This is a genomic window from Allocoprococcus similis, from assembly GCF_054660775.1.
In genome coordinates this window covers 21,163-46,869 of record NZ_BAAHSG010000046.1, presented here as the reverse complement: position 1 = coordinate 46,869, position 25,707 = coordinate 21,163, and the positions used below count along the sequence as shown (strand labels likewise).

Genomic DNA, 25,707 nt, shown 5'->3' with positions numbered 1-25,707 from the left:
TATGAGGGTAGCATATCACTAATGATTATAATCTTAATATTCTTCGTTATGTAGATTCGACGGATGAACCGGAACGATGGGACCTCAGAGCAACGATGTTTGGGGGCATACCGAAAACGGAAGTAAGTGACTACCAGTGTTACTGGGACGCTTTTCCGGGATTAAAGGAAGCGTTGTTTGAAGAGACATTGGAAGGATATGTTCAACCTAGAATAAACGAAATCAAGCAGTTGATAGCAAATTTTGCATCTGTTGAAAGGTATAGGCAAGAATTTATAGATGCTTTCAATGGTTTTTATGAAACACTGCAGGAAGATTTAATAGAGGGAGTATTAGATGTTATTGCAGAACATGAAAAAGAGAAAATTACAGGTGACATATTCAAGAGAATAGATTCGGTTAAGTTGGCGGACAGATATGTTGCATATCAAGTATTTGCCGAATATTGGGATGTTATTGCAGCTGATATTGAAATGCTTCAAACAGAAGGTTTCGAGGTGATTACACAGGTGGATCCGAACATGGTCATTAAGAAAAAGAATAAAGATAGTGATGATGACGATGTAACAGAGGTACAAGATGGATGGAAAGGGCATATTCTACCTTTTGATTTAATCCAGCGCGAATTGTTACCGGAGAATCTGCATGAAGTGGAAATGCTTGAAGAAAGACTTGCTGAGATTGGTGAGGCATATGCGGAAATAATCGAATCTATGGAAGAAGATGAGAAAGAAGGAAAATATCTAAATGATACGAATGATGCTTTTGTCGCTAAGGAGTTGAAAACAACCGCAGATGAAATTTTAAAAGATGTGGATAGTGCTGAAATAAGTGCTTTGCGACAATATTTGTCTCTGTCAAAGAAGAAAGAAAAAATAGAATATATGCTCACATGTAAAGAGGTGGATTGGGAGGCTATTGAAAAAGGAAATGATGGAACTTGTAAAAAGACATCAGTAAATAATAGGATTCAGCAGTTGCAATCAATTTATGAATTTCCAGAAAATTCTTTCGAGAATAAGATAGTTTCCGCAATAAATCTTATGGATGAAGAGAGTAGAATTAAGAAGGATATGAAGCAAAAGAAAGATGCTTTACATCTTAAGACAAAGGAAGTAATTGAGGGACTGTCAGAAGAGGAAGCGTTGAAAATAGTGGAGTATAAATGGATAAGGCCACTCGTGGAATCTTTAATCGGAATTTCCGATAATATCTTATCAACAATGATAGATGATATTTTGTATTTATCTGGTAAATATGCAACAACGATGCAGGATATACAAGAGAAAAAGTCAAAAACCAGTAGCAGTCTTTCGGAAATTATAGAAACATTAATTGGACCAGAGTCGGATATGGACGGTCTTAAAAAATTCAAAGAAATTTTGGGAGGTCAATAATGCGTAAGTTAAGTAATTGTACACCCGAAATAAGAGTGAAGGGCTATTCTGACGACTGGGAACAGTCTAAGTTGGGCGAACTTTGTGATATTGTTGGAGGTGGAACACCGAGTACAAGTATTTCTGAATACTGGGATGGAGATATTGATTGGTATGCTCCAGCCGAAATATCAGACCAAATTTATCTATCTTCAAGTCAAAGAAAGATAACAGAAGAAGGGTATAACCACAGTTCTGCAAAGATGTTACCAAGGGGAACAGTTTTGTTTACTTCTCGTGCAGGAATAGGGAAAACAGCGATTTTATCTAAAGAAGGGTGCACGAATCAAGGCTTTCAATCTATTGTTCCACATAAAAATAAGCTTGATTCATACTTCATTTTTTCTCGCAGTAATGAATTAAAAAGATATGGAGAAATTGTCGGTGCTGGTTCAACCTTCGTAGAGGTATCTGGAAAGCAGATGGCAAATATGGAGCTGTTAATGCCAAAAACATTGCGAGAACAAGAGGAAATAGGGTTATATTTTTCACACCTTGACCATCTTATCACCCTTCATCAACAAGAGTATGATAGGTTAATTTGTGTGAAAAAAGCTATGCTTGACAAAATGTTTCCGCAAAATGGGACAAATGTTCCATTAGTAAGGTTTAGTGAATTTACAGAACCTTGGATATTGAAGCCGTTTACAGAAATATTTAAAGAGAGACATGTAATTGATACTATTTCAGAGGAATATCCGCAGCTTTCGTTTACGATTGAAGAAGGTGTTATCAGACCAGAGGATAAGAAGACGAATAAGCGAGATTTTCTTATTCTTGATAAAGAGAATAAGAAGTATTTGCAGACAGAGTATGATGATATCATTTATAATCCTGCAAATGTTATATATGGTGCTATTCATAGAAATGCATTAGGCAAGGGATGTGTATCTCCTATATATAAAATTTTCTATACAGATCAGGATTCAACATTTATGGAATGCATAGTCCGTCATCCACGATTTATAAATGAGATATCAAGAAGTATGGAAGGTACAGTTAAAAAGCTGAAAACATTGAAACCAAAGGCTTTTTTAGGCATGGAAGCATATATTGCTCCTACATTGGAAGAACAGAAGAAAATAGGAGAGCTTTTTACACAACTTGATAAACTTATCGAAATCGAAACAATGGAAGTAGAAAAATTAAAGCATATTAAGAGCGCTTGTTTGGATAAAATGTTTGTTTAACGGAGGTGAATGTGTGTGATATTTACTAAAGAAGCAGATTTTGAAGAGGCGGTTATAGGTATACTTGTAGATAGAGGTTGGGAGCCAGATATAATAAGACATCCAACGGAAAAAGATCTTATCAGAAACTGGGCTGATATCCTCTTTAATAACAATAGACACAAAGACTGCTTGAATGAATGTCCATTAACTGATAGTGAGATGGATCAGATTATGGAGCAGATTATCAATCTGCATACGCCACTCAAGTTAAATGGATTTATAAATGGAAAAAGTGTATCTATCAGAAGAGATAATCCAGATGATACATTGCATTTTGGCAAAGAAGTAAGTTTAAAAATTTATGACCGTCAAGAAATAGCTTATGGAGAAAGCAGGTATCAAATTGTACAGCAACCTCATTTTAGCACCAAATCACCAATCTTGAACGATAGGCGTGGAGACTTGTTGCTGCTTATAAACGGAATGCCGGTTATTCATATTGAACTAAAGCGTAGTGATGTTCCGGTCAGCGAGGCATGTAACCAGATTATTAAGTATTCTCATGAAGGTGTATTTAGAGGCTTGTTTTCATTGGTACAGGTGTTTGTTGCAATGGAGCCAGAAGAAACCGTTTATTTTGCGAATCCTGGAGAAGATGGTGAGTTTAATAAGTCGTTCTTTTTCCATTGGGCAGATTTTGACAATGTACCGATTAATCAATGGGACAAGGTAACAGCCAGTTTGCTTAATATTCCAATGGCACATATGTTGATAGGTTTCTATACTATTGCAGATACAGATGATGGTGTTTTAAAGGTTATGAGGAGCTATCAATATTATGCTGCAATTGGAATTGCGGATCGTGTGACAAAAAGGAATTGGAAAGAAGATACGCCTGAGACACAAAGGGGTGGTCATGTTTGGCATACAACAGGTTCTGGAAAAACAATGACCAGCTTTAAGTCGGCTCAGCTTATAGCAAGTTCACATGATGCGGATAAAGTTGTATTTTTGGTGGACAGAAAAGAATTGGGGATTCAGTCACTCAAAGAATACCGTTCGTTCGCAACAGAATCGGAATCCATACAAGCGACAGAGAATACGGATGTATTAATATCAAAATTGAAGAGTGATGATACGGATAATACACTTATTGTTACATCCATTCAGAAACTCAGCAATATATCCGAGGATGCGGAGTGTTTAAAAGAAGCAGATATTAAAAAAATTCGCTCAAAGAGAATGGTCATAATTATTGATGAATGTCACCGTTCTACATTTGGTGAGATGCTGACAACAATAAAAAACACCTTTAAGCATTCTATCATTTTTGGGTTTACAGGTACACCAATACAGGATGTCAATATTAAAAAAGATAGTACGACCACAACTATATTTGGTAGTGAAATTCACAGATATACATTAGCTGATGGGATACGAGATAAGAATGTATTGGGATTTGATCCATATATGGTTAAAATTTATGATGATAGTGACCTTCGATTAGAAGTTGCTCTTGAGCGTGCAAAAGCAAAATCTGTTGAAGAAGTTATGAAAAGCAAGAAAAAGCAGAAGATATTTTACAAATTTATGGACTCTGCACAGGTAAAAATGGAAGGAGAAATGGTTGGTACTAAATGGATAAAAGGTATAGAAGATTATATACCAAATGAGCAGTACCAAACAGAGGAATATAAGCAAGGTGTAATAGCTGATATTAAGAAAAAATGGCTGATTTATAGTAGAGGTGGTAAATTCCATGCGATATTCGCTACATCTAGCATTCCAGAGGCAGTAGAATATTATTATATGATGAAGAAGGAAATGCCGAATCTTCATATTACAGCAATGTTTGACCCTAGTATTGATAACGAAGGTGGAACAGGTTCTCTTGAAAAAGAAGATGGTATTGTGGATATGTTGGACGATTATAAAAAGATGTTTGGACAGTCTTTTACTATTCCAACATATGATAAATTCAGAAAAGATGTCAGTTTGCGTCTTGCACATAAAAAACCATATGACCGACTGGAAAAAGAGCAGCAGATTGATATTCTGATAGTTGTAAATCAAATGCTAACCGGATTCGATTCAAAATGGGTGAACACGCTTTATTTGGATAAGGTTATGCAATACGAAAATCTTATTCAGGCATTTTCTAGAACGAATCGACTGTTTAATGTATCAGAAAAACCGTTTGGAATCATTAAATATTATCGAAGACCAAATACCATGGCTAAGAATATTGAGGCTGCAGTAGAGGCATATTCAGGCAATATTCCGATGGGGCTTTTTGTAGATAAACTTCCTAAGAATCTACGTAGCCTTAATAGGACATATCAAGAAATTGCAGAATTGTTTGAGGCAGCAGGAATCCCGGACTTTGATAGACTGCCAGATGAAGTTGCTGAAAAAAAGAAATTTGCAAAATTGTTTAAGCAATTTGATGTGTACCTAGAAGCTGCTAAAATACAAGGATTTACATGGGAACAAACTGTATATCAATCGGAAGATGGTACAGATATCGTCATGGAATTTGATGAGATGACTTATTTAATTCTATTGGCGAGATATAAGGAATTAGCCAGTGGTGGCGGTGGCGGTCGAAGTGGAGATTCTCCTTATGATATCGAAATACATATAACAGAATATGACACAGCAAAGATTGATGCTGATTACATGAACTCCAGATTTGAAAAGTTTTTGAAACTTATTCAGGGAGAGTATGATCAAGAAGCATTAGACAGAACCTTAAAAGATTTACATAAATCGTTTTCGATGCTTTCTCAAGAGGAACAAAAGTATGCTAATGTTTTCATTCATGATGTGCAGGCCGGAAATGCAAAAATTGTTCCCGGAAAATCATTCCGTGATTACATATCTGAACTGATGAAGGGAGCAGAAGATGCTAGAATCAGAAGAGTTGTAAGAAGGCTTGGCTGTTACGAACGATTGTTAAGGGAGATGTTGGCACGCAAGGTTACTAAAGAAACTATTGAAGCGCACGGAAAGTTTGATGAGCTAAAAGCATCTGTGGATAATGACAAGGCTACAGAATTTTTCATCTGTATAGAGCGCAATAACTTTAGACAATCCAGATTAGCAATGTTGGTGGATGCTTATTTGAGGTATTTCCTTTTATCAGGAGGTAAAGATCCATATCCTGAAAACGAGTTTGATAAGAAACATAAAGCAAAGGAATCAACAGAGCGCCAGGATGGTGATAAGAAATCTGTAGGAATTGTTTTGACGGATAGTGAATTAGAAGGAAAGCATACTACAACGACCGTTAAGAAACAAAAATTGAAGGAGTGGTACACCGAAAGCAAAGCATTAGCATGTATGATTGATACAGACTGCTTTGCTTATGTGGACAATAAATTGTGTGTGCTGGATAAGAAATATTTGGATACGGATGAAAAGGGAAAATATTTCTTTACTCAGTATGCAAAAGAGCATGAGGAAGAATGTTTCTTGCAGTTTGTTATAGATAATGAAACAGGGGAATTGCATTACTTAACGTTACCTAAATCTATGGCAAGCATATCATTTAAGTATTATGATGAATTATCACAACTATCTGATAATGAAATGCTTAAACTTGGTTTAGTAAGTGAAATTGCAAGAGAAATGCTTACTGCAATTGGTGGTTTAGAATTTGGAGATGCATTGACAAAACTTATGAGCGATAATATTTGCCGATGTAGTGTTCGTACGCTGAAATCTCAGACTGGTTTGGATAATACTACCATAAGCAATATGAAGAAAGGTCAAAATCTCAACAAGTCAAATGTTGTATCAGCTTGTCTTGGAATCCACATCCCATCTAGAGTTAGTAGAAAGCTATTGCAATTGGCAGAGATTACGTTAGATGTTACACTGCCGGGTAAGAAAGGTGAGGAGAATGATATATATTCTCGTATTCTACATTTAAATTGGGCAATGGATTATTCCGATACATATGATGAACTAAAAATAGATGGTTATGAATATTTAATACATCAGCCGCCATTATAAAGCATAAATTCAACTATATACAAAGTGTAAAATAGACTGGAGAAAATCTAGTCTATTTTTTTGTTTAAAAAATTTAAAATTAAGTGTTGAACTTTATCCAACACCAAATGGCATATGTTTCTTGTTTTTTGGGAAAAAAGAGAAGAAACATCAGGGAAAATATAGAAAACAGCATATATTGAATATTTTTTTGTTGAACTTTCTTCAACGGGTAAAAATTCCGGATGTAGTATGCTTGGCACATAATTAAACAATAACGTCAGGTTCTAATTGACAAGAGAACAAATGTTCGATATAATTATTGCATCGCTACATTAGGAAAAATGTTAAACAGCAACAGTAATAAATCAGTGTATGGTCAGTTTGACTTTCCCTTTGGCTGGCCTCTTTAGTACAGGAGGCGTAAAGATGCAAGAAAGATTAGAAGTTGGCTCACACGTTTTTATTATTGAAAGCAATCGTACCATCACGGAAGTGGTGGTAGCAGCAAGACGAGGAGATTTTTATACGGTACGATTTTTGAATGGCGGCGCTATTCAGTTGAGACGAAGCCGAATCTTTCCTACAAGGGAAGAGGCAGAAACAAAAATTCCAGTCAAAGCGGAAGGGAATCGCAGATTTCGCTCTCCATATGATTATGGTATGTGATGGGAGGGTGGAATCATGAAGGAAGAAATACACGTAGCTTGTCCATGTTGCAGAAATAAACGATTGTTTGACGCAGACCCAGATACAGAGGGCATTATCAAAATCAAGTGTCCCATCTGTAGAAGTGTTGTAGCAGTCAGCTTTCATAAGAAGAAAATTCGTACTGAGCGAATCGCCACACAGTAAGTAGTGAGCAAGGCCTGACGAAGTATAGGTGTTAATAGCACCTGTATTTTGTCAGGCCTTTTTCTGTTGTCTGGTTTACAAAATCGGTGCAATTTCAGTTTCTAAAGGAGAAGTAAGAAGTAAAGCAAACAGAGAACTTAATATTGAGAAGAAAATTGTAAGACAAACAGTTTTCTTCTGAGCATTAAAGCTCTGTCAAAGGCGAACAGTCTGCCTTGGAGTGACTGGTAAAAAAATAATCGTTGGCCCGAATTACGTAATACGGCAAGCGGATACATACAGATTACATTCACAGAAATTTTGTGAAGGTGACATGTAGAGTACCCTTTGTTTGCTATACACGTTTTTCGGAGCATTGGGTACCAGACCAAAGCACCAACTATCTTTTGAATCCCTTGCCTTAACGCCAGATTCGGGCGGAAAGGTAAGGGATTTTTATGAAAATTCGTAAAACAAGACAGGATCAAAGAACAGAGTACCGCTATCCGGTACAGGTAGAAGACGGCAAAGGCGGATATCGTGTGGTGTATCACACAATCCGTCCCGGTGATGGTGACGGAGAGGACATTGTAACAGAATTGCACATCCAGACAATGCATTCCTTAGATGACAGCGAGGTCTACTACAACACCAAAAACATGCGTCCACAGCGCAGTGATTCCATGAAAGCGGAAATTGCAGAATGGAAAAGAAAATATATTGCAGACTTTGTGGACAAGTATGGCTATGAGCCACACCCACTTGATGTGGAAGAGGAATTAAAGGAAAGATTCCCAAGTAACTGGAATCTCTCATTAGACTGGGAGATGGATGATGAGAACACAGATGGAAAGTCTTCTGTGGAGGCGGCAACTGCATATGTACCTGAATCGGATAATCCTGTGGTGGAGCGTTTCCATGAAGTGATGGCAGGGATGACGGAATTACAGCAGCAGGCATTAAGACTGGTAGAGTTGGAAGGCTATACATTAAAGGAAGCCGGAGAACAGATGGGTACAAGTCCTCAGAATGTGAAGAAACATGTGGACAAGGCTAAGAAGTATATCGAAGAAAACTTCTATAAAAATTATTTTTAAAATTTTTCGGGGCGGGTTTAAAACCTGCCCTTTTGCTTTGCCTGTGACATGTAAGGAAGAACACTTACAGAAAGCGAGGTAGAAAAGATGGGAATCAAGCACAAAATCACCATCCATGTTTCTGACCCGAAGGGAAAGTCAAAGACCATTCTTAAGGGTGCGAACATGAAACTTCCTGCAAGGATTGTCCGCCTGTTATTTGGCGACTATCAGCAGATTTATCTTTTATCTCCCGGCCAGACCGTTGAGTCAGTGGGCATAAAAGAAATTTCAACAAAAGGAGACGACGCAGATGAGTAACAAGTACAACTTACTGATGGATGCGGCAAGACTAATGCATTCTCTGGCGGATGTGTTGGCTGCCATTGCAGACACCTATGCGGATGTGAAACTGGTTGCAGATGCAGAAGTGATTGAAGAGGCAGAGCCATCAAAGGCACTTCCGGAAAAGAAGGCTGTCACATTGGAACAGGTTCGTGGAGTTCTGGCACAGAAAACACAGCTTGGTTTCACAAAGGATGTGAAGACACTTCTTACGAAGTATGGTGCTTCCAAACTTTCCGATGTTGCACCGGAACACTATGAAGCCCTTATGAGGGATGCGGAGGAACTTGGAAATGAGTAAACACGCATTATTAAGTCCTTCCAGTTCCCACAGATGGATGAACTGCACACCAAGTGCCATGCTTGAGGCTGAATTTGAAAACAAGTCCAGTCAGGCAGCAGAAGAAGGAACAGCAGCTCACGCATTCTGTGAACACAAATTAAAGAAGGCTCTCCGTATGAGAAGTAAAAGACCGGTTTCTGATTATGACAGTGATGAAATGCAGGAACACACGGACGCTTATGTGGAATTTGTGCTGGAACAGTTGGAAATTGCAAAGCAGACCTGCAAAGATCCTATCATCCTGATTGAGCAGAAGGTTGATTTTTCGGATTATGTTCCGGATGGATTTGGAACGGCAGACTGCCTAATCGTTTCTGATGATAAGCTCCACATCATTGATTTCAAGTATGGTCTTGGGGTTCTGGTGGAGGCAGAAGAAAATCCACAGATGAAATGTTATGCACTTGGAGCACTTGCAATTTATGACAGTTTGTATGACATTGCGGAAGTATCCATGTCCATCTTCCAGCCAAGAAGGGAAAATGTATCCACTTGGACAGTTCCTGTGGAAGACCTTAGAAGATGGGCTGAGGAAGAATTGAAACCTAAGGCTGAAATGGCCATTCGTGGAGAAGGTGCTTTCTGTGCCGGAGAATGGTGTCAGTTTTGCAGAGCCGCTGTGAAGTGCAGGGCGAGAGCTGAAGAAAAATTAAAGATTGCCCAGGAAGAGTTTAAACTTCCACCGCTTCTGACGGATGAAGAGATTGAAGAACTGCTTCCAATCTTACCGGATATTACAAAATGGGCAAATGACATTGCCGCCTACGCACTGGAATCCGCAGTCCGCCACGGAAAAGAGTGGAACGGATATAAGGTGGTAGAAGGCAGAAGCAACCGTAAATATTCCGATGAGGATGCTGTGGCGAAAGCTGCGAAAGAGTATGGATACACGGATATTTATAAACAGAGTCTGATTACCATTACCGAGATGCAGAAGCTCATGGGTAAGAAGGACTTTGAGGAGATTATTGGCGGCTTACTTATCAAACCGCAGGGGAAACCGACACTGGTTCCGGTTACCGATAAGCGCCAGCCAATGAATGTAGCAGATGTAAAAAATGATTTCAAAATGGAGGATTAAAAATTATGGCAAACGTAAACAGAACAAAGGTAGTAACAGGTAAAAACACAAGACTTTCTTATTTCCACGGTTGGGAACCAGTCAGCATCAACAATGGTCCTGAAAAATACAGCGTGTCCGTATTGATTCCAAAGGATGATGTGGAAACCATCAATGCCATTCATGCAGCAGTGGATGCGGCGATTGAAGATGGTATTGCGAAGTTCGGTGGCAAGAAACCTCCAAAGGGTTCTTTAAAACTTCCGCTCAGAGATGGCGATTTGGAAAGAGAAGATGAGGCATACAAAGGCCATTACTTTGTAAATGCAAACAGTACAACAGCTCCTCAGATTGTAGATAAGGCAGTAAAACCTATCTTGGATCGTGATGAAGTGTACAGCGGCTGTTATGCGAGAGTATCCTTAAATTTCTATGCGTTCAATTCTAACGGAAACAAGGGAGTTGCCTGTGGTCTTGGTAACATCCAGAAGATCCGTGACGGAGAATCTTTAGGTGGCAGAACTTCTGCAGCAGATGATTTCAAGACGGAAGCGGATGATGATTTCTTAGCATAGGAAATACCTGATGGCGGGCGATGTGAAAAGCATCGTCTGCCAGAAGAAAAATACGAAATAACGAGGTAAACGATATGAACGATTTATACGAATTTATGAAGCAGGTTGATGTGATTGTGATTTTCTGCATTATTTATGGGTTTGCTATTAACGGCATTGTTTGGTGCATAATGGAGTTTATCCGATTTGTAGTAAAGAAGATAAAATCCATTATTACAAAAGGTAAGCAGAAAAAAGATGATCAGAATGATGAAGTGAAGGAATAGGAATGACAGGCGGCGGAGGAACTTCTTCTGTCGCCTTTGTCATAGAAAGGATGAATTTTATGAGAACTCTTAGTATAGACATTGAATCGTTTTCATCAGTGAATCTACAGAAGTCCGGTGTGTATAAGTATGCGTCCTCGGATGATTTTGAAATACTGTTGTTTGGATATTCCGTGGATGGCGGGGATGTGCAGGTGGTGGATTTGGCTTTGGGAGAAGAAATTCCACAGGAAATCTTGGATGCCTTAAAAGACGATGAAGTCATCAAGTGGGCGTTTAATGCTTCCTTTGAACGTATCTGTTTATCTGCATTTCTTGGTTTGCCGGTGGGCGAGTATATGAATCCAAAGAGCTGGAGATGTTCCATGATATGGTCTGCAACGCTGGGGCTTCCGTTATCATTGGAAGGTGTTGGTGCAGTGCTTGGCTTGGAGAAGCAGAAACTGACGGAAGGGAAGAACCTGATTAAGTATTTCTGTGTTCCGTGTGCGGCCACAAAAACAAATGGCGGACGTACTAGAAATCTTCCAATGCATGATATGGAGAAATGGAACAGTTTTAAGGCATACAATCTGCGAGATGTAGAAACGGAAATGGGGATACAGCGGAAACTGGCAGGATTTCCGGTTCCGAATGAAATCTGGGATGAGTACCATCTGAATGAAGAAATCAATGACAGGGGGATTGGCATTGATATGGTATTTGTGGAAGGTGCCATTGCCATGGATGACAAAAGCAAGAAGAATCTGACGGAAACCATACAGGATATGACAAATCTCGACAATCCAAATTCGGTACAGCAGATGAAGAATTATCTGGCCGAGAACGGATTGGAAATGGAGAGTCTGGGAAAGAAGGAAGTGGCGGAAATCCTAAAGGTTGCACCGGAGCATTTGAGAGAAGTCTTATCACTGAGACAGCAGTTGGCGAAATCCTCCGTAAAGAAGTACACCGCTATGCAGAATGCAGTGTGCAGTGACGGGAGAGCCAGAGGAATGTTCCAGTTTTACGGAGCAAACAGAACGGGAAGGTTCAGTGGTCGTTTGATCCAGTTGCAGAACCTTCCGCAGAACCATATTTTTGACTTGGCTGAGGCAAGAGCCATTGTAAGAAGCGGGGATTATGAAGTGATGGATATGCTTTATGAAGATATTCCGGATACCTTATCGCAGCTCATCCGAACTGCCTTTGTTCCTCAGAATGGAAGAAAGTTTATTGTGGCAGACTTTAGTGCCATTGAAGCGAGAGTGTTAAGCTGGCTTGCCGGAGAGAAGTGGAGAATGGAAGTCTTTGCAAAGAATGGGGACATTTATTGTGAAACAGCCTCCAGAATGTTTGGAGTACCGGTAGAAAAGCATGGACTTAACGGACATTTGCGCCAGAAGGGCAAGCAGGCAGAACTAAGTTGTGGGTATGGAGGTTCGGTTGGTGCATTAAAAGCCATGGGAGCACTGGCTATGGGAATGCAGGAAGAAGAACTGCAGCCGCTGGTGGATTCTTGGAGAGCCGCCAATCCGCATATCGTGGATTTCTGGTGGGAAGTAGACAGGGCTGTAAAGATGGTTGTAAAACAGAGAATCCCAGCGGAAGTGTGTGGGATTAAGATGTACTGGAAAAGCGGATTTCTTTTTATTGTGCTTCCATCCGGGAGAAAACTTGCCTATGTGAAACCAAGAATGGGTGAGAATAAGTTTGGTGGGGAGTCCGTGACCTATGAGGGTGTTGGTGCTACTAAAAAGTGGGAAAGACTGGAAAGCTACGGACCAAAATTTGTGGAAAATATTGTGCAGGCGATCAGCAGGGATGTTTTGATTTATGCCATGCAGACATTAAGAAATTGTTCGATTGTGGCACATGTCCATGATGAAATTATCATTGAAGCAGACAGAGGGATGAGTTTGGAAGCAGTCTGTGAGCAGATGGGAAGGACACCGACCTGGGCAAAGGGGCTTATCTTAAATGCCGATGGATATGAGTGTGAATTTTATAAAAAAGATTAACTTTCTTCGGAGCAGGGTTTAAATCCTGCTCCATTTTTTTGCCTGTGACATAGGAGGCAAAGGCTTCCTAAAAAATAATCGCAGGAGGTAATTCAGATGACAGGATTACAGAAATTTTATCATGCAGTGTTTGGAAGTGAGGTGTTTTGCCATGGGCATCAACAAGTTTAATGCAGAAGGCTATTATGATCCGACCTGTTATGAGGCATTGTCCAAAGTGGAAAGGGAAGAAAAGCAGGCAGCATATCAGCCCCTTGTCTATGTGTGTTCCCCATTCTCCGGAGATGTTGAATACAACACGGAGCAGGCAAGAAAGTACAGCAGATTTGCATTTGAGAACCAGACGATTCCGATTGCTCCCCATTTATTGTTTCCTCAGTTTTTGGATGACACGAATCCAAAAGAGAGAGAAGCGGCTATGCATTTTGACTATGTGCTTTTAGGGAAATGCAAGGAGGTCTGGGTGTTCGGAGGCATTATCACAAAGGGCATGGAGCAGGAAATACGTGTAGCGAAAAAACGCAGACAGAAGATCAGATGGTTCAATGCCAGTCTGGAGGAGGTAGAAGAGTATGGAGTTTAGTTTGTTTACATCATCGGATATTGGCAGAGCATCCAACATTATTTATCCAAAAAGGGTAGTGGTTACCGACGCAGACAGCATGAAAGCGGCAGTTTCCTTTGACCATGTAGGAGCACTCTACAAGGATAACAAACGTAGTAACGATGCTTTCTTGGAAAGTGACTGTCTGATGTTGGATTTTGATAACACCCATTCGGAGAAGGAAGAAGACTGGGTAACACCATTTGATGTGGCAATGGAATTTCCGGGCGTATCGTTCATTGCGGTATTCAGTAGAAATCACATGAAAGAAAAGAATGGAGCTGCTGCAAGACCGAAGTTTCATGCCTATTTCCCTGTGTCGAAGTTTGTCGATGTAAAAGCCTATTCGGAGTTTAAGAAAAAATTCTATCAGGCATATCCGTTCTTTGACAGCAATGCATTGGATGGAGCCAGATTTTTCTTCGGTGTGGAGAACCCACAGGTGGAAGTGTATGAGGGCGACAGTACCATTTTAGAAATTCTGGAAGAAGATGATTTTGCAAAATGGGAAGAAGCACTGGAACAGATAGGAGAAGGCAGTCGCAACACGACTATGAGCCATGTGGCCGGAAAGCTCATCAAACGATATGGGGATACCCAGTCTGCTTATGAGCTGTTCTTAAAAACTGCAGCCAAATGCAATCCGCCTTTGCCGGATGAGGAATTGGAAAAAATCTGGAACAGTGCCAAGAGATTTGGCAATAAGGTTTCCAAGCAGGACGGCTATATTCCGCCGGAACAGTATAACAGCGGGTGTGTGTTAAGACCGGAAGATTTCTCGGATGTGGGACAGGCTACGGTTCTGGCACAGGAATATATGGACAGACTTCGCTATTCTCCATCCACGGATTACATGGTTTATAACGGCAGCTTTTGGGAAGAGTCCAAACCGAAGTCTCAGGGGATTTCCCAGGAACTGACGGACAGACAGCTTGCAGAAGTGGAAGCAGAACTGAAAAAGGCAATGGATGTGATGGTGAAAAACGGAGCCATGGCATTACTTGCAGCATTGGGACCGAAGAAGGCGGCAGAGAGTTTCAATAAAGAACAGGCACATTCTTATGAAAGATATGCCCAGGCGGTGGAGTACAAGAAATACGTCATCAAGCGCAGGGATACCAAAAACATCACGGCAACTCTAAAGGAAGCAAGACCGATGTTGGAAATCTCTCAGCAGTTACTGGACGCAGATGAGTTTTTCTTAAATACGCCGGATGCGACCTATGATTTGAGAAAAGGCGGAGCAGAGGCGATGGTGCATGATTCGCTGCATTTCATTACAAAGCAGACAGGTGTTGCTCCGGGAACAGAGGGAAAGGAAATCTGGGAAAGTGCTTTGGATACCTTCTTCCAGAAGGATAAGGATTTGATTGAATATGTGCAGAAGATTGTAGGTCTTGCATCAGTCGGAAAGGTATATGTGGAAGCACTGATTATTGCATACGGAGAAGGGCGTAACGGCAAATCAACCTTTTGGAATGTGGTATCCCGTGTGCTTGGAAGTTACAGCGGAAATATTTCTGCGGATATGCTGACCGTTGGGTGCAGAAGAAATGTGAAGCCGGAACTGGCAGAAGCAAAAGGAAAGAGACTCCTGATTGCTGCAGAATTGGAAGAAGGAATGCGACTGAACACATCCAATGTAAAACAGCTCTGTTCTACGGATGAAATCTATGCGGAGAAGAAATACAAAGACCCGTTTTCCTATACACCGACCCATACGCTGGTGCTTTATACCAATCATCTTCCAAAGGTGGGTGCTATTGACAAAGGTACCTGGCGAAGACTGATTGTGATTCCGTTCAATGCCAAGATTGAGGGCAATTCCGACATCAAGAATTATGCGGATTATCTGTATGAGAATGCAGGCGGTGCGATTCTTAGCTGGATTATGGAAGGTGCAAAAAAAGTTATTGAGGAACAGTTCCATATTGAAGCTCCGGAGAAGGTGAAGGAGGCCATTGCCGCATACCGAGACAACAATGACTGGATGCAGCATTTCTTGGATGAATGTTGTGAGATTGATGAGAGTTATACGGCAAAATCCGGTGAGGTCTACAACGAATACCGTGCGTTCTGTATCCGTGTGGGTGAGTTCATTAGAAGTACGGCAGACTTCTATACTGCTTTGGACGGAGAAGAGTTTACCCGTAAGAGAACTAATAAAGGCGTCGTTGTAAAAGGCTTAAGACTGAAATCAGAGTTCTCAGATTAAGAGTGATTCCAAAGGTGCAAGGCTGAGTAGGTCATTTATATAACTTTTTTATAGGATTAAAAAAATTAAATATATAAAAAAGTATAGGAAATGGCGTTCATTACCTTGCACCTGATTCAAAAGCGTGATGGAGGTGCGTGGAAAATGAGAGAAAAGACAATAGAAGAAGCTTTGGTAAAAGCAGTAAAGAACGCTGGCGGAAGATGTCTTAAGTTCACCTGTCCCGGATTCGCAGGAGTACCGGACAGATTGATGCTGCTTCCCGGTGGGAAGATTGCCTTTATCGAATTAAAGGCTCCGGGGAAAAAACCAAGAGCATTACAGATAAAAAGAATGAAACAGTTATCGGCACTGGGGTTTATGTGCTTTGTGATTGATAACAAGGATGGGATTGGAGGTGTGATAGATGCAGTATCAGCCTCATGAGTATCAGAAATATGCAACAAATTTTATATTGAAACATCCTGTGGCAGCAGTCCTTTTAGAAATGGGACTTGGAAAAAGCGTGATCACACTGACTGCAATTTATGAATTGATGTTAAATCGTTTTGAGGTGGAAAGTGTGTTGGTGATTGGTCCTCTTCGTGTGGCAAGGGATACCTGGCCGGCAGAGATTGAAAAATGGGACCACTTAAAAGGACTGACCTATTCGGTTGCGATTGGAACGGAGAGTGAAAGGATTGCGGCACTGAATAAGCCGGCACATATCTATCTGATTAACAGGGAGAATGTAGACTGGTTGATTACGAAAAGCGGCATTCCATTTGACTTTGACATGGTTGTCATTGATGAGCTTTCGTCTTTTAAATCCAATTCAGCAAAACGATTCAAGAGCTTACTGAAAGTAAGACCAAAAGTAAAAAGGGTAGTTGGTCTTACGGGAACTCCAAGTTCTAACGGTTTGATGGATTTGTGGGCAGAGTTTCGATTGCTGGATATGGGAGAGAGACTTGGAAGATTTATTACCGGATACCGAAATGCATTCTTTGTTCCGGATAAGAGAAATCAGCAGATGATTTTCTCCTACAAGCCAAGACCGGGAGCAGAGGAAGCCATTTATAAACTGATTTCCGATATTACCATTTCCATGAAGTCGGCGGATTATCTGAAAATGCCGGAATGCATTATGAATGAAGTGAAAGTGGAACTGTCGGAAAAGGAAAGAAACTTATATGACAGCTTAAAGGCAGAAATGGTACTTGCTCTGGATGGGAAGGGGATTGATGCCGCCAATGCTGCAGCACTTTCCGGAAAACTTTTGCAGATGTCCAATGGTGCTGTTTATGGAGAAGAAAAGGAAGTGGTTCATATCCATGACAGAAAGCTGGATGCACTGGAAGATTTGATTGAAGGTGCCAACGGGAAACCGGTATTGATTGCTTATTGGTTCCAGCATGATTTGGAAAGAATCAGGAGCAGATTTTCTGTCAGAGAGATTAAGTCCTCTCAGGACATTAAGGATTGGAACAATGGAGAGATTCCGGTTGCTGTGATACATCCTGCTTCAGCCGGTCATGGATTAAATCTCCAAAGCGGTGGTTCTACTTTGATTTGGTTCGGGCTTACATGGAGCTTGGAATTGTATCAACAGACCAATGCCAGACTCTGGAGACAGGGACAGAATGAAACCGTGGTCATTCATCACATCATCACAAAGGATACCATTGATGAGAATGTGATGAAGGCACTGGAGCAGAAAAATAATACACAGTCAGCACTGATAGATGCTGTGAAAGCTGAGGTGAACGGACATGGCTAAAACAGTTGGAAATCCATATGAGAATCTGGCGAATGCCATTATCGTGAAGGCTTGCGAGGATTATCGTGCGGCGCTAAAGAAAATAAAACACAATCCGAAGAACAGGGATGCCATAGATGAAGCATTATCTTTGGAGAGATTCTTTCGTTCACAGTGGTATCAGGTATTGACGGATGTAGATGGAGAGTTTTTAATCCGTAAGCTCCGTGATGAGATTGAGAAAGGGGGAAGATAAGCATGACATCGAAAGAATATTTAAAACAGGCATATTTATTGGATGCCCAGATCAACTCCCAGATGCGAAGTTTGGAATCCTATAAAAGTATGCGTGGTATTGTTCAGGGCATGACCTATGGAGAACGTATTGGCAGTAGCGGGAACAGAAATATAGAAGCACCATTTATTAAAACCATCGAAAAGATTATGCTTCTGGAAGACCGCATTAATCAGGAGATAGACAGACTGGTGGAGTTGAAGGTGGAGATAGGCGAAGCCATCAATAAGCTGGAAAAACCTGCGGAGAGATTGCTTTTAAAATACAGATACCTTGATGGTATGGAATGGATTGATATTTCCCAGGCACTAGCAGTTTCGTACAGAACCGTTCATAGAATCCATGCTTCAGCTTTGAAGAATTTTGAAGTTCCTGAAAAAAATTAAAAGTTGGCACACAATGTCCCAACATGGCACAAGCAAATGTGTTAATATGGTATTGTCAAAAGAATGTGACGGAGAGCCTGGTAGGAGAAATCTTATCGGGCTTTTCTTATGCAGAAAAAGAGGTGGAACATATGCCGAGAAAACCAAAGCATCCCTGTTCTTATCCTGGTTGTCCGGAACTTACGGACAGAAGATATTGTGAATCGCATGAGAAATTGATGAACCAGAATTACGAGAAGTATGATCGTAATAAATCCAGCAAGAGAAGATATGGCAGAGCATGGAAGAGGATTCGTGATAAGTATGTTTCGCTACATCCGTTCTGTGAGGTCTGCTATGAGAATGGAATCTTGGTGGAGACAGAGGAAGTTCATCATAAGAAACCATTGAGTGAAGGTGGTACACATGACAGAGAGAATCTGATTGCATTGTGCAAGTCGTGTCACTCAAGAATTCATGCCGAGCGTGGAGACCGTTTTAATCAGAACCGAGAGTATACCTATTGATGGTGCAGGTCGGTGTAGGGTAGGGGTAGCAAAATCTCTACAGGTTAGCCTATAGGGGAACGAGGCGGGGGTATCACGCACAAAAATGGGATTTCAAACAGGGTATATCAAACGATTTCAAACGAAATCAAAGAAATCGAACGAGAGAAGGTGAGGGACATGGCCAAGGATGGTACGCGAAGAGGCGGTGCCAGAGCCGGTGCGGGCAGAAAACCCAAGGCATTGGCAGACAAAATCAATGAGGGCATCAGCGCTACTATTATTGAACTGCCGGAGACTCCGACAATGGAAGGTGTTGATGTGCCTCCGGTAAAAGATTATCTGAAAACAAAACAGAAAAATGGAAAAGACCTGTGTGCGGCAGAGGTCTTTGAAGAAACATGGAAATGGCTGAAAGAGAGAGGGTGTGACAGACTGGTCAGCACACAGTTGGTGGAACAGTATGCCATGTCGGTATCCCGTTGGATTCAGTGTGAGGAATGCATATCAGAATTTGGTTTCCTTGCGAAGCATCCAACAACCGGGAATGCTATTGCTTCTCCATATGTTTCCATGTCTCAGCAGTATATGAAACAGGTCAATCAGGTCTGGTATCAGATTTACCAGATTGTAAAAGAAAACTGTTCCGTGGAATGGCAAGGGGCGACACCACAGGATGATGTGATGGAAAGACTGCTCAGGACAAGGAACGGATCATAGGAGGTAGAGCAGATTATGGAAAAAATAAAATATTTTATGGTGGAAGTCGATAAGCTGATTCCGTATGCGAGAAATGCCAGAACACATTCCGATGTGCAGATTGCTCAGATTGCGGCAAGTATTAAGGAGTTTGGTTTCTTATCACCGGTCATCATTTCAAAGGACAACACCATCCTGTGTGGACATGGAAGATTTTATGCGGCTCAGAAACTGGGGCTTGAAAAGATTCCATGCATTCAGGAAGACCATCTGACCGAGGCACAAAAGCGTGCATATATTCTGGCAGATAATAAAATCAGCCAGAATGCCGGATGGGATGAAGAACTTTTGAAAGTAGAGATTGCAGATTTGCAAGGCTCTGATTTTGATGTAGCGCTTACCGGTTTTGAAGATTATGAAATCACGGATTTATTTGCAGTGGAAAAGCCGACAACGGAAAAGGTTGTAAAAAATAAAGAATATGATGAAGAGGTGTTTGGGGATGAAGAATTTGAACATGAATGCCCAAGATGTGGGTTCAAATACAACTAAGCACTGCTTCCCGTGGAAATGGAGATTGTCTGACCTAAGCAATGTGGAGAAGAATGGTAAAAAGGTGTTTAGTTGCTTCTCCTGTGGCGGTGGTTCTACAATGGGATATAAACTTGCCGGTTTCACTGTGGTAGGGAACTGTGAGATTGATGCAGACATGGAAGCAATTTATAAGCAGAACCATCATCCAAAACACACCTATCTCATGGATATTCGTGATTTCAACCGTCTGGGAACATATCCGGATGAATTAAAGAATCTGGATATTCTGGATGGTTCACCACCATGTAGTGTGTTCTCTGATGCAGGTGCAAGAGAAAAAGGTTGGGGTACAGAAAAGACATTCCGTGAAGGACAGAAGAAACAGAGGTTGGATGACTTGTTTTTGCATTTCATTCATACAGCAGAAATATTGAAGCCAAAGGTCATCATTGCGGAGAATGTAAAAGGTCTGGTGGCCGGTAACGCAAAGGGATATGTCAATGAAATCATCAAAGCATTTAAGTCTGCCGGGTACTCCGTGCAGATTTTTCTTTTGGATGCTCAGACAATGGGTGTTCCGCAGAGGAGAAAAAGAGTGTTTTTCATTGCCAGAAGAGATGACTTAAATCTTCCAAAACTGGTTCTGAATTTTAATGAGAAGCCAATCCATTTCGGAGAGGTCAGAAGTCCACACGGTATTCCACTAAAAGACTGCATGATGGCGAGTCTGATTAAAAAGAGAAAGCCAGGGGATAAATGTTTTTCTGATATTTCCGAGCGTGTGCGCGGTAAACGTTCTATGTTTACAGATAGGATTGTGGAAGACCATGTGATTGCTCCGACAAATACAGCCGGAGGAATGCATGTGAGATATGCTGACGGAGAGAAATTTTCCGATGCTGATTACATTGCAACACAGACGTTTCCACAGGATTATGATTTCGGAAAGGAATCTGTCCAGTATGTATGTGGTATGAGTGTTCCACCGGTAATGATGGCGCATATTGCTTCGGCAGTGTATGAGCAGTGGTTGAAGGGTGGTGTATGTGATGAGGAAACTGAAAAAATATAAGCCAACAAAGTTCATGGCAAAGGATTCTCATTACAGCCAGGAACTGGCGGATTATGCAGTTTCCTTTATTGAATGCCTGTGTCATACAAAAGGAACATGGGCTGGCAAGCCATTTGAACTGATTGACTGGCAAGAGCAGATTATCCGGGATATCTTTGGTACGATTAAGCCAAATGGGTATCGTCAGTTTAACACAGCATATATTGAGATTCCTAAGAAGCAGGGAAAATCGGAGCTTGCGGCTGCGGTTGCCCTGCTTTTAACATGCGGAGATGGAGAAGAGAGAGCAGAGGTTTATGGATGTGCAGCAGACCGGCAGCAGGCTTCCATTGTATTTGAGGTTGCTGCAGATATGGTGCGTATGTGTCCGGCTCTGAATAAGAGAGTGAAAATACTGGCATCTCAGAAAAGAATTGTCTATCTGCCGACCAACAGCTTTTATCAGGTGTTGTCGGCGGAAGCGTATAGTAAGCATGGATTTAACATTCACGGAGTTGTGTTTGATGAGTTACATACGCAGCCGAACAGGAAATTATTTGATGTAATGACCAAGGGTTCCGGGGATGCCAGAATGCAACCACTGTACTTTTTAATCACAACAGCCGGTACAGATACGAACAGTATCTGTTATGAAACACATCAGAAGGCAAAGGATATTTTAGAGGGAAGAAAGATTGACTCGACCTTTTATCCGGTTATCTATGGTGCAGATGAATCCGATGATTGGACTGATCCGGAGGTGTGGAAGAAAGCGAATCCATCCTTAGGTGTTACCGTTGGAATTGATAAGGTAGAGGCTGCTTGTGAATCTGCGAAGCAGAATCCGGGAGAAGAAAATTCTTTTCGTCAGCTTCGATTGAACCAGTGGGTGAAGCAGGCAGTCCGTTGGATGCCGATGGACAAATGGGATGCCTGTAATTTCAACGTAAATGAAGAAGATTTGGAAGGCCGTGTATGTTACGGTGGTTTGGACTTATCATCCACCACGGATATCACAGCTTTTGTATTGGTGTTTCCGCCAATGGATGAGGATGATAAGTTTGTAATTCTTCCTTACTTTTGGATTCCGGAAGATACTTTGGATTTACGAGTCCGAAGAGACCACGTTCCATACGATGTCTGGGAACGACAAGGGAAACTTATGACCACAGAAGGAAATGTAGTGCATTATGGATTTATTGAAAATTTCATAGAAAGATTGGGAGAACGTTTCAACATTCGTGAAATTGCATTTGACCGATGGGGAGCTGTACAGATGGTGCAGAACCTTGAGGGCATGGGATTTACCGTTGTTCCATTTGGACAGGGGTTCAAAGATATGAGTCCACCTACCAAAGAACTGATGAAACTGACATTGGAAAAGAAACTGGCACATGGTGGACATCCGGTGCTTCGTTGGATGATGGACAACATTTTTATCCGAACAGATCCGGCGGGAAATATTAAGGCAGATAAAGAGAAATCCACAGAAAAGATTGATGGTGCTATTGCAACTATCATGGGACTTGATAGAGCAATAAGATGTGGGAATACAAATACGGAGAGTGTTTACGATTCTCGTGGCATTTTGTTTATCTGATCAGTTTTGAAAAGGTCATTATTGTGTTGACAGAAGCAAAAATATTTCTTATAATTACTAATATTGCAATAATAAGTAACAATAAGGAGTATATAGATGGAGAAATACTATACAGTTGAAAAAGTTGCTGAAATGTTATCTATGCATCCAAAAACAATTCAGAGGTATATCAGAGAAGGGAAATTGCCTGCAAAAAAGGTTGGGAAAAGCTGGAGGATATACGAGTGGGATATCAAAAATTACATGAAAGATACGGACTCTGATGATCAGCATAATGCAGAGGAAAGGACCGTTGTATCTTCTGTGGTTGATATTGCAGTTTATAGTTTTGAGGAAGCGATGGAAATTGAAAAAATGCTTGTGGCGGCAATGAACAGTAAAGCTGACAGTTTGGGGAGAGCAACTATGCATACGCAATATCTGGAGTATGAAAGTAAACTTCGTGTCACATTATGGGGAACTGTATTTTTTATGCAAAAAATGTTTGAGTTACTTGTGGTTGCAACAGAAAAAAGATGAGAAGGATGAAAAAGTATGGATATTAGAACGTTAAATAGAAATAATGTAAAAATTGCAGAGATTGAGAGCAATGAACTGTTGATTGTTGATACGCAGTCTGCCCTTGATTTGATCATGACAGTAAAATATGAAACAGGTGCAGAGCGAATCCTGTTGAATAAAGAAACTGTTGATGAAAAATTCTTCATATTAAGCAGTGGAATGGCAGGTGAAATTCTTCAAAAATTCATGAATTATCATGTGAAGGTTGCAATCTATGGTGAATATGGACATTATACAAGTAAACCGTTAAAAGATTTCATTTATGAATCGAATAAAGGAAAAGATTTTTTCTTTGTGAGCAGCAGAGAAGAAGCATTGGAGAAATTAGAAAAAGCAGTTAATTAAGAAATACAAATATGGTTTTATAAGTTGGGAGCATTTATCAGAAATGGTAGATGCTTTTCTTATGCTCATTTTTAGGGAGGATCGAGGAAGATGGGAATTTTACAATCTATTTTCAAATCAAGAGACAAGCCACAGAATGCAACATCTGGCAGTGCATACCGATTCTTTATCGGCGGCAGTTCCAGTGGCAAGAATGTCAATGAGCGTTCTGCCATGCAGATGACGGCGGTTTATTCCTGTGTGCGTATCTTATCAGAGGCGGTGGCAAGTCTTCCGCTTCATGTTTATAAATATAACGGGGATGGTGGTAAGGAAAAGGCGGTAAAACATCCGCTTTATTTTTTGCTCCATGATGAACCGAATCCGGAAATGACTTCCTTTGTGTTCAGAGAGACATTAATGACGCATTTGCTTCTGTGGGGAAATGCATACGCCCAGATTATCCGTAACGGCAAGGGAGAGATCATTGCATTGTATCCACTGATGCCGAACCGAATGACGGTGGACAGGGATGATAAAGGTCAGCTTTATTATCAGTACAATACCAGTAAGGATGATGCACCCACTATGAAAGGTAGCATGGTAAATCTGAAACCATCGGATGTATTGCACATTCCTGGTCTTGGGTTTGATGGCTTAGTTGGGTATTCTCCGATTGCAATGGCGAAGAATGCGATTGGCATGGCAATTGCCTGTGAAGAGTATGGAGCCAAGTTCTTTGCAAATGGTGCCACACCTGGTGGTATTCTGGAACATCCGGGAACCGTAAAGGACCCACAGAGGGTAAGGGATAGTTGGACATCTGCCTTTGGTGGAAGTTCCAATGCGAATAAAGTTGCGGTTCTGGAAGAGGGGATGAAGTACACACCGATTTCCATTAGTCCGGAACAGGCACAGTTTTTAGAAACAAGAAAATTTCAGATAAATGAAATAGCTCGAATTTTCCGAGTTCCGCCACACATGGTCGGGGATTTGGAGAAATCGAGCTTTTCTAATATAGAGCAGCAGTCTTTGGAGTTCGTGAAATACACCTTAGACCCTTGGGTTGCAAGGTGGGAACAGGCCATTGTCCGTTCCTTATTTTCTGCGGATGAAAAAACACAATACTTTGTCAAGTTCAATGTGGACGGGTTGCTCCGTGGCGATTATCAGAGCCGTATGAATGGGTATGCCATCGGCAGACAGAATGGCTGGATGAGTGCCAATGATATCAGGGAACTTGAAAATCTTGACCGTATTCCAGAAGAGGAAGGTGGAGACCTTTACCTTATCAATGGAAATATGACCAAGTTAAAAGACGCAGGAATATTTGCGGGAAAGGAGAGCGAACCGAATGAAGAAGTTTTGGAAGTGGAAGAACCAGAAGGTTCTGAATCAGGAGACACAGACGGAAACGGTGGAGAGAACACTGTTCCTAAACGGCACCATCGCAGAGGATAGTTGGTTTGATGATGATGTCACACCGCAAATGTTCAAAGAAGAATTGATGGACGGAAGTGGAAACATTACGGTGTGGATCAATTCACCTGGCGGTGATTGTGTGGCTGCAGCACAGATTTATAACATGCTCCGTGAGTATGAAGGGAATGTCACGGTTAAGATTGATGGCATTGCTGCAAGTGCCGCTTCGGTCATTGCAATGGCCGGGGATAAAGTGCTGATGTCTCCGGTGTCCATGATGATGATCCACAATCCGATGACCATTGCTTTTGGAGATTCCTCTGAAATGCAGAAGGCAATCGACATGCTTGCCGGTGTTAAAGATTCCATCATCAATGCCTATGAGATTAAGACAGGTCTTTCCAGAGTGAAACTTGCACATCTCATGGATGCAGAAACTTGGATGGACGCAAACAAAGCGATAGAGCTTGGATTTGCGGATGAAATCATCCAGAGAAATGGTGCTGTGGATATGGAAGTTCCCCAGGTTTCCATGCTGTATTCAAAAACAGCGGTAGTCAATTCCTTAAAGGATAAGATTGTCGAAAAGTGTCGAATAGAGCAGAAAGAAGTAACTACAGAAACAAACAAAGTCAAAGCCGATTCGCTGATGAGTCGGCTTAATTTAATGAAAAATTGGAGGTAATCTAC

General features: G+C 41.1%; 26 protein-coding genes. All 26 read left to right on the top strand.

Annotated elements, in window-relative coordinates; genetic code table 11:
• The first annotated feature begins 95 nt into the window (after positions 1 to 95).
• The 26 genes from ACYQ5K_RS15790 to ACYQ5K_RS15665 all read left to right on the top strand — a co-directional run bounded on the left by ACYQ5K_RS15790 (position 96) and on the right by ACYQ5K_RS15665 (position 25,702).
• Complete coding sequence (locus ACYQ5K_RS15790; RefSeq protein ID WP_459777933.1) at positions 96 to 1,397, top strand: hypothetical protein; 1,302 nt, start codon at positions 96 to 98, stop codon at positions 1,395 to 1,397.
• Positions 1,397 to 2,626, top strand: a complete 1,230-nt coding sequence (locus ACYQ5K_RS15785) for a restriction endonuclease subunit S (protein WP_459777932.1) — start codon at positions 1,397 to 1,399, stop codon at positions 2,624 to 2,626. The genes ACYQ5K_RS15790 and ACYQ5K_RS15785 overlap by 1 nt, the downstream gene beginning before the upstream one ends.
• Before the next feature lie 15 nt (positions 2,627 to 2,641).
• Positions 2,642 to 6,625, top strand: a complete 3,984-nt coding sequence (locus tag ACYQ5K_RS15780; protein WP_459777931.1) for a type I restriction endonuclease subunit R — start codon at positions 2,642 to 2,644, stop codon at positions 6,623 to 6,625.
• A gap of 408 nt (positions 6,626 to 7,033) precedes the next feature.
• Positions 7,034 to 7,273 carry a hypothetical protein gene (locus tag ACYQ5K_RS15775; RefSeq protein ID WP_459777930.1) on the top strand — a complete coding sequence of 80 codons (240 nt, stop codon included), beginning with the start codon at positions 7,034 to 7,036 and terminating at the stop codon, positions 7,271 to 7,273.
• 623 nt (positions 7,274 to 7,896) lie between these two features.
• A complete protein-coding gene (locus ACYQ5K_RS15770; RefSeq protein WP_459777929.1) occupies positions 7,897 to 8,535 on the top strand; it encodes a sigma factor-like helix-turn-helix DNA-binding protein in 639 nt (212 codons plus the stop codon).
• Between the two features lie 87 nt (positions 8,536 to 8,622).
• A complete protein-coding gene (locus tag ACYQ5K_RS15765) occupies positions 8,623 to 8,835 on the top strand; it encodes a hypothetical protein (RefSeq protein ID WP_349143150.1) in 213 nt (70 codons plus the stop codon).
• Positions 8,828 to 9,160 carry a hypothetical protein gene (locus ACYQ5K_RS15760; RefSeq protein ID WP_459777928.1) on the top strand — a complete coding sequence of 111 codons (333 nt, stop codon included), beginning with the start codon at positions 8,828 to 8,830 and terminating at the stop codon, positions 9,158 to 9,160. The genes ACYQ5K_RS15765 and ACYQ5K_RS15760 overlap by 8 nt, the downstream gene beginning before the upstream one ends.
• Positions 9,153 to 10,283, top strand: coding sequence for a DUF2800 domain-containing protein (locus tag ACYQ5K_RS15755; RefSeq protein ID WP_459777927.1), 1,131 nt, complete (start codon positions 9,153 to 9,155; stop codon positions 10,281 to 10,283). The genes ACYQ5K_RS15760 and ACYQ5K_RS15755 overlap by 8 nt, the downstream gene beginning before the upstream one ends.
• 5 nt (positions 10,284 to 10,288) lie before the next feature.
• The gene (locus tag ACYQ5K_RS15750; protein WP_349143147.1) at positions 10,289 to 10,837 is read left to right on the top strand and encodes a DUF2815 family protein; all 549 of its coding nucleotides are present in this window, start codon (positions 10,289 to 10,291) and stop codon (positions 10,835 to 10,837) included.
• A 74-nt stretch (positions 10,838 to 10,911) separates the two neighbouring features.
• Positions 10,912 to 11,103, top strand: coding sequence for a hypothetical protein (locus tag ACYQ5K_RS15745; RefSeq protein ID WP_459777926.1), 192 nt, complete (start codon positions 10,912 to 10,914; stop codon positions 11,101 to 11,103).
• A gap of 59 nt (positions 11,104 to 11,162) precedes the next feature.
• On the top strand, positions 11,163 to 13,103 hold the full coding sequence (locus ACYQ5K_RS15740) for a DNA polymerase (protein ID WP_459777925.1): 1,941 nt from the start codon (positions 11,163 to 11,165) through the stop codon (positions 13,101 to 13,103).
• A gap of 151 nt (positions 13,104 to 13,254) precedes the next feature.
• Positions 13,255 to 13,686 (top strand): DUF7768 domain-containing protein, encoded by a 432-nt coding sequence (locus ACYQ5K_RS15735; protein ID WP_459777924.1) that lies wholly within the window; start codon positions 13,255 to 13,257, stop codon positions 13,684 to 13,686.
• Positions 13,676 to 15,922 (top strand): phage/plasmid primase, P4 family, encoded by a 2,247-nt coding sequence (locus ACYQ5K_RS15730; RefSeq protein ID WP_459777923.1) that lies wholly within the window; start codon positions 13,676 to 13,678, stop codon positions 15,920 to 15,922. Before ACYQ5K_RS15735 ends, ACYQ5K_RS15730 begins: the two co-directional genes overlap by 11 nt.
• 144 nt (positions 15,923 to 16,066) lie before the next feature.
• Complete coding sequence (locus ACYQ5K_RS15725) at positions 16,067 to 16,348, top strand: PDDEXK family nuclease (RefSeq protein ID WP_349143142.1); 282 nt, start codon at positions 16,067 to 16,069, stop codon at positions 16,346 to 16,348.
• Entirely contained in the window at positions 16,329 to 17,681 is a 1,353-nt protein-coding gene (locus ACYQ5K_RS15720) for an SNF2-related protein (protein WP_459777922.1), read from the top strand. Before ACYQ5K_RS15725 ends, ACYQ5K_RS15720 begins: the two co-directional genes overlap by 20 nt.
• Complete coding sequence (locus ACYQ5K_RS15715; RefSeq protein WP_459777921.1) at positions 17,674 to 17,916, top strand: hypothetical protein; 243 nt, start codon at positions 17,674 to 17,676, stop codon at positions 17,914 to 17,916. The genes ACYQ5K_RS15720 and ACYQ5K_RS15715 overlap by 8 nt, the downstream gene beginning before the upstream one ends.
• A 2-nt stretch (positions 17,917 to 17,918) precedes the next feature.
• Positions 17,919 to 18,341, top strand: coding sequence for a DUF1492 domain-containing protein (locus ACYQ5K_RS15710; RefSeq protein WP_459777920.1), 423 nt, complete (start codon positions 17,919 to 17,921; stop codon positions 18,339 to 18,341).
• Between the two features lie 131 nt (positions 18,342 to 18,472).
• A complete protein-coding gene (locus tag ACYQ5K_RS15705) occupies positions 18,473 to 18,847 on the top strand; it encodes an HNH endonuclease signature motif containing protein (protein WP_459777919.1) in 375 nt (124 codons plus the stop codon).
• 159 nt (positions 18,848 to 19,006) lie between these two features.
• A complete protein-coding gene (locus tag ACYQ5K_RS15700; RefSeq protein ID WP_459777918.1) occupies positions 19,007 to 19,546 on the top strand; it encodes a P27 family phage terminase small subunit in 540 nt (179 codons plus the stop codon).
• Between the two features lie 15 nt (positions 19,547 to 19,561).
• Complete coding sequence (locus tag ACYQ5K_RS15695) at positions 19,562 to 20,077, top strand: ParB/Srx family N-terminal domain-containing protein (RefSeq protein WP_459777917.1); 516 nt, start codon at positions 19,562 to 19,564, stop codon at positions 20,075 to 20,077.
• Positions 20,028 to 21,131, top strand: a complete 1,104-nt coding sequence (locus ACYQ5K_RS15690) for a DNA cytosine methyltransferase (protein WP_459777916.1) — start codon at positions 20,028 to 20,030, stop codon at positions 21,129 to 21,131. Before ACYQ5K_RS15695 ends, ACYQ5K_RS15690 begins: the two co-directional genes overlap by 50 nt.
• Positions 21,109 to 22,710 (top strand): terminase large subunit, encoded by a 1,602-nt coding sequence (locus ACYQ5K_RS15685; protein WP_459777915.1) that lies wholly within the window; start codon positions 21,109 to 21,111, stop codon positions 22,708 to 22,710. Before ACYQ5K_RS15690 ends, ACYQ5K_RS15685 begins: the two co-directional genes overlap by 23 nt.
• 96 nt (positions 22,711 to 22,806) lie before the next feature.
• Entirely contained in the window at positions 22,807 to 23,229 is a 423-nt protein-coding gene (locus tag ACYQ5K_RS15680; protein ID WP_459777914.1) for a helix-turn-helix domain-containing protein, read from the top strand.
• 15 nt (positions 23,230 to 23,244) lie between these two features.
• Positions 23,245 to 23,616: a DUF4180 domain-containing protein gene (locus ACYQ5K_RS15675; RefSeq protein WP_459777913.1), complete on the top strand. Its 372-nt coding sequence runs from the start codon at positions 23,245 to 23,247 to the stop codon at positions 23,614 to 23,616.
• 90 nt (positions 23,617 to 23,706) lie between these two features.
• Positions 23,707 to 25,056, top strand: coding sequence for a phage portal protein (locus ACYQ5K_RS15670; protein WP_459777912.1), 1,350 nt, complete (start codon positions 23,707 to 23,709; stop codon positions 25,054 to 25,056).
• A complete protein-coding gene (locus ACYQ5K_RS15665) occupies positions 24,950 to 25,702 on the top strand; it encodes a head maturation protease, ClpP-related (protein WP_459777911.1) in 753 nt (250 codons plus the stop codon). The genes ACYQ5K_RS15670 and ACYQ5K_RS15665 overlap by 107 nt, the downstream gene beginning before the upstream one ends.
• The last annotated feature ends 5 nt before the right edge of the window (positions 25,703 to 25,707 follow it).

Coding starts and splice junctions, on each gene's coding strand:
- ACYQ5K_RS15735 (WP_459777924.1), top strand. CDS start 13,255: ATGGGCATCAACAAGTTTAATGCAGAAGGCTATTATGATCCGACCTGT.
- ACYQ5K_RS15710 (WP_459777920.1), top strand. CDS start 17,919: ATGACATCGAAAGAATATTTAAAACAGGCATATTTATTGGATGCCCAG.
- ACYQ5K_RS15715 (WP_459777921.1), top strand. CDS start 17,674: ATGGCTAAAACAGTTGGAAATCCATATGAGAATCTGGCGAATGCCATT.
- ACYQ5K_RS15775 (WP_459777930.1), top strand. CDS start 7,034: ATGCAAGAAAGATTAGAAGTTGGCTCACACGTTTTTATTATTGAAAGC.
- ACYQ5K_RS15770 (WP_459777929.1), top strand. CDS start 7,897: ATGAAAATTCGTAAAACAAGACAGGATCAAAGAACAGAGTACCGCTAT.
- ACYQ5K_RS15720 (WP_459777922.1), top strand. CDS start 16,329: ATGCAGTATCAGCCTCATGAGTATCAGAAATATGCAACAAATTTTATA.
- ACYQ5K_RS15690 (WP_459777916.1), top strand. CDS start 20,028: ATGAAGAATTTGAACATGAATGCCCAAGATGTGGGTTCAAATACAACT.
- ACYQ5K_RS15665 (WP_459777911.1), top strand. CDS start 24,950: ATGAAGAAGTTTTGGAAGTGGAAGAACCAGAAGGTTCTGAATCAGGAG.
- ACYQ5K_RS15760 (WP_459777928.1), top strand. CDS start 8,828: ATGAGTAACAAGTACAACTTACTGATGGATGCGGCAAGACTAATGCAT.
- ACYQ5K_RS15700 (WP_459777918.1), top strand. CDS start 19,007: ATGGCCAAGGATGGTACGCGAAGAGGCGGTGCCAGAGCCGGTGCGGGC.
- ACYQ5K_RS15695 (WP_459777917.1), top strand. CDS start 19,562: ATGGAAAAAATAAAATATTTTATGGTGGAAGTCGATAAGCTGATTCCG.
- ACYQ5K_RS15755 (WP_459777927.1), top strand. CDS start 9,153: ATGAGTAAACACGCATTATTAAGTCCTTCCAGTTCCCACAGATGGATG.
- ACYQ5K_RS15745 (WP_459777926.1), top strand. CDS start 10,912: ATGAACGATTTATACGAATTTATGAAGCAGGTTGATGTGATTGTGATT.
- ACYQ5K_RS15725 (WP_349143142.1), top strand. CDS start 16,067: ATGAGAGAAAAGACAATAGAAGAAGCTTTGGTAAAAGCAGTAAAGAAC.
- ACYQ5K_RS15705 (WP_459777919.1), top strand. CDS start 18,473: ATGCCGAGAAAACCAAAGCATCCCTGTTCTTATCCTGGTTGTCCGGAA.
- ACYQ5K_RS15675 (WP_459777913.1), top strand. CDS start 23,245: ATGGATATTAGAACGTTAAATAGAAATAATGTAAAAATTGCAGAGATT.
- ACYQ5K_RS15680 (WP_459777914.1), top strand. CDS start 22,807: ATGGAGAAATACTATACAGTTGAAAAAGTTGCTGAAATGTTATCTATG.
- ACYQ5K_RS15750 (WP_349143147.1), top strand. CDS start 10,289: ATGGCAAACGTAAACAGAACAAAGGTAGTAACAGGTAAAAACACAAGA.
- ACYQ5K_RS15685 (WP_459777915.1), top strand. CDS start 21,109: ATGAGGAAACTGAAAAAATATAAGCCAACAAAGTTCATGGCAAAGGAT.
- ACYQ5K_RS15730 (WP_459777923.1), top strand. CDS start 13,676: ATGGAGTTTAGTTTGTTTACATCATCGGATATTGGCAGAGCATCCAAC.
- ACYQ5K_RS15765 (WP_349143150.1), top strand. CDS start 8,623: ATGGGAATCAAGCACAAAATCACCATCCATGTTTCTGACCCGAAGGGA.
- ACYQ5K_RS15785 (WP_459777932.1), top strand. CDS start 1,397: ATGCGTAAGTTAAGTAATTGTACACCCGAAATAAGAGTGAAGGGCTAT.
- ACYQ5K_RS15670 (WP_459777912.1), top strand. CDS start 23,707: ATGGGAATTTTACAATCTATTTTCAAATCAAGAGACAAGCCACAGAAT.
- ACYQ5K_RS15790 (WP_459777933.1), top strand. CDS start 96: ATGTTTGGGGGCATACCGAAAACGGAAGTAAGTGACTACCAGTGTTAC.
- ACYQ5K_RS15740 (WP_459777925.1), top strand. CDS start 11,163: ATGAGAACTCTTAGTATAGACATTGAATCGTTTTCATCAGTGAATCTA.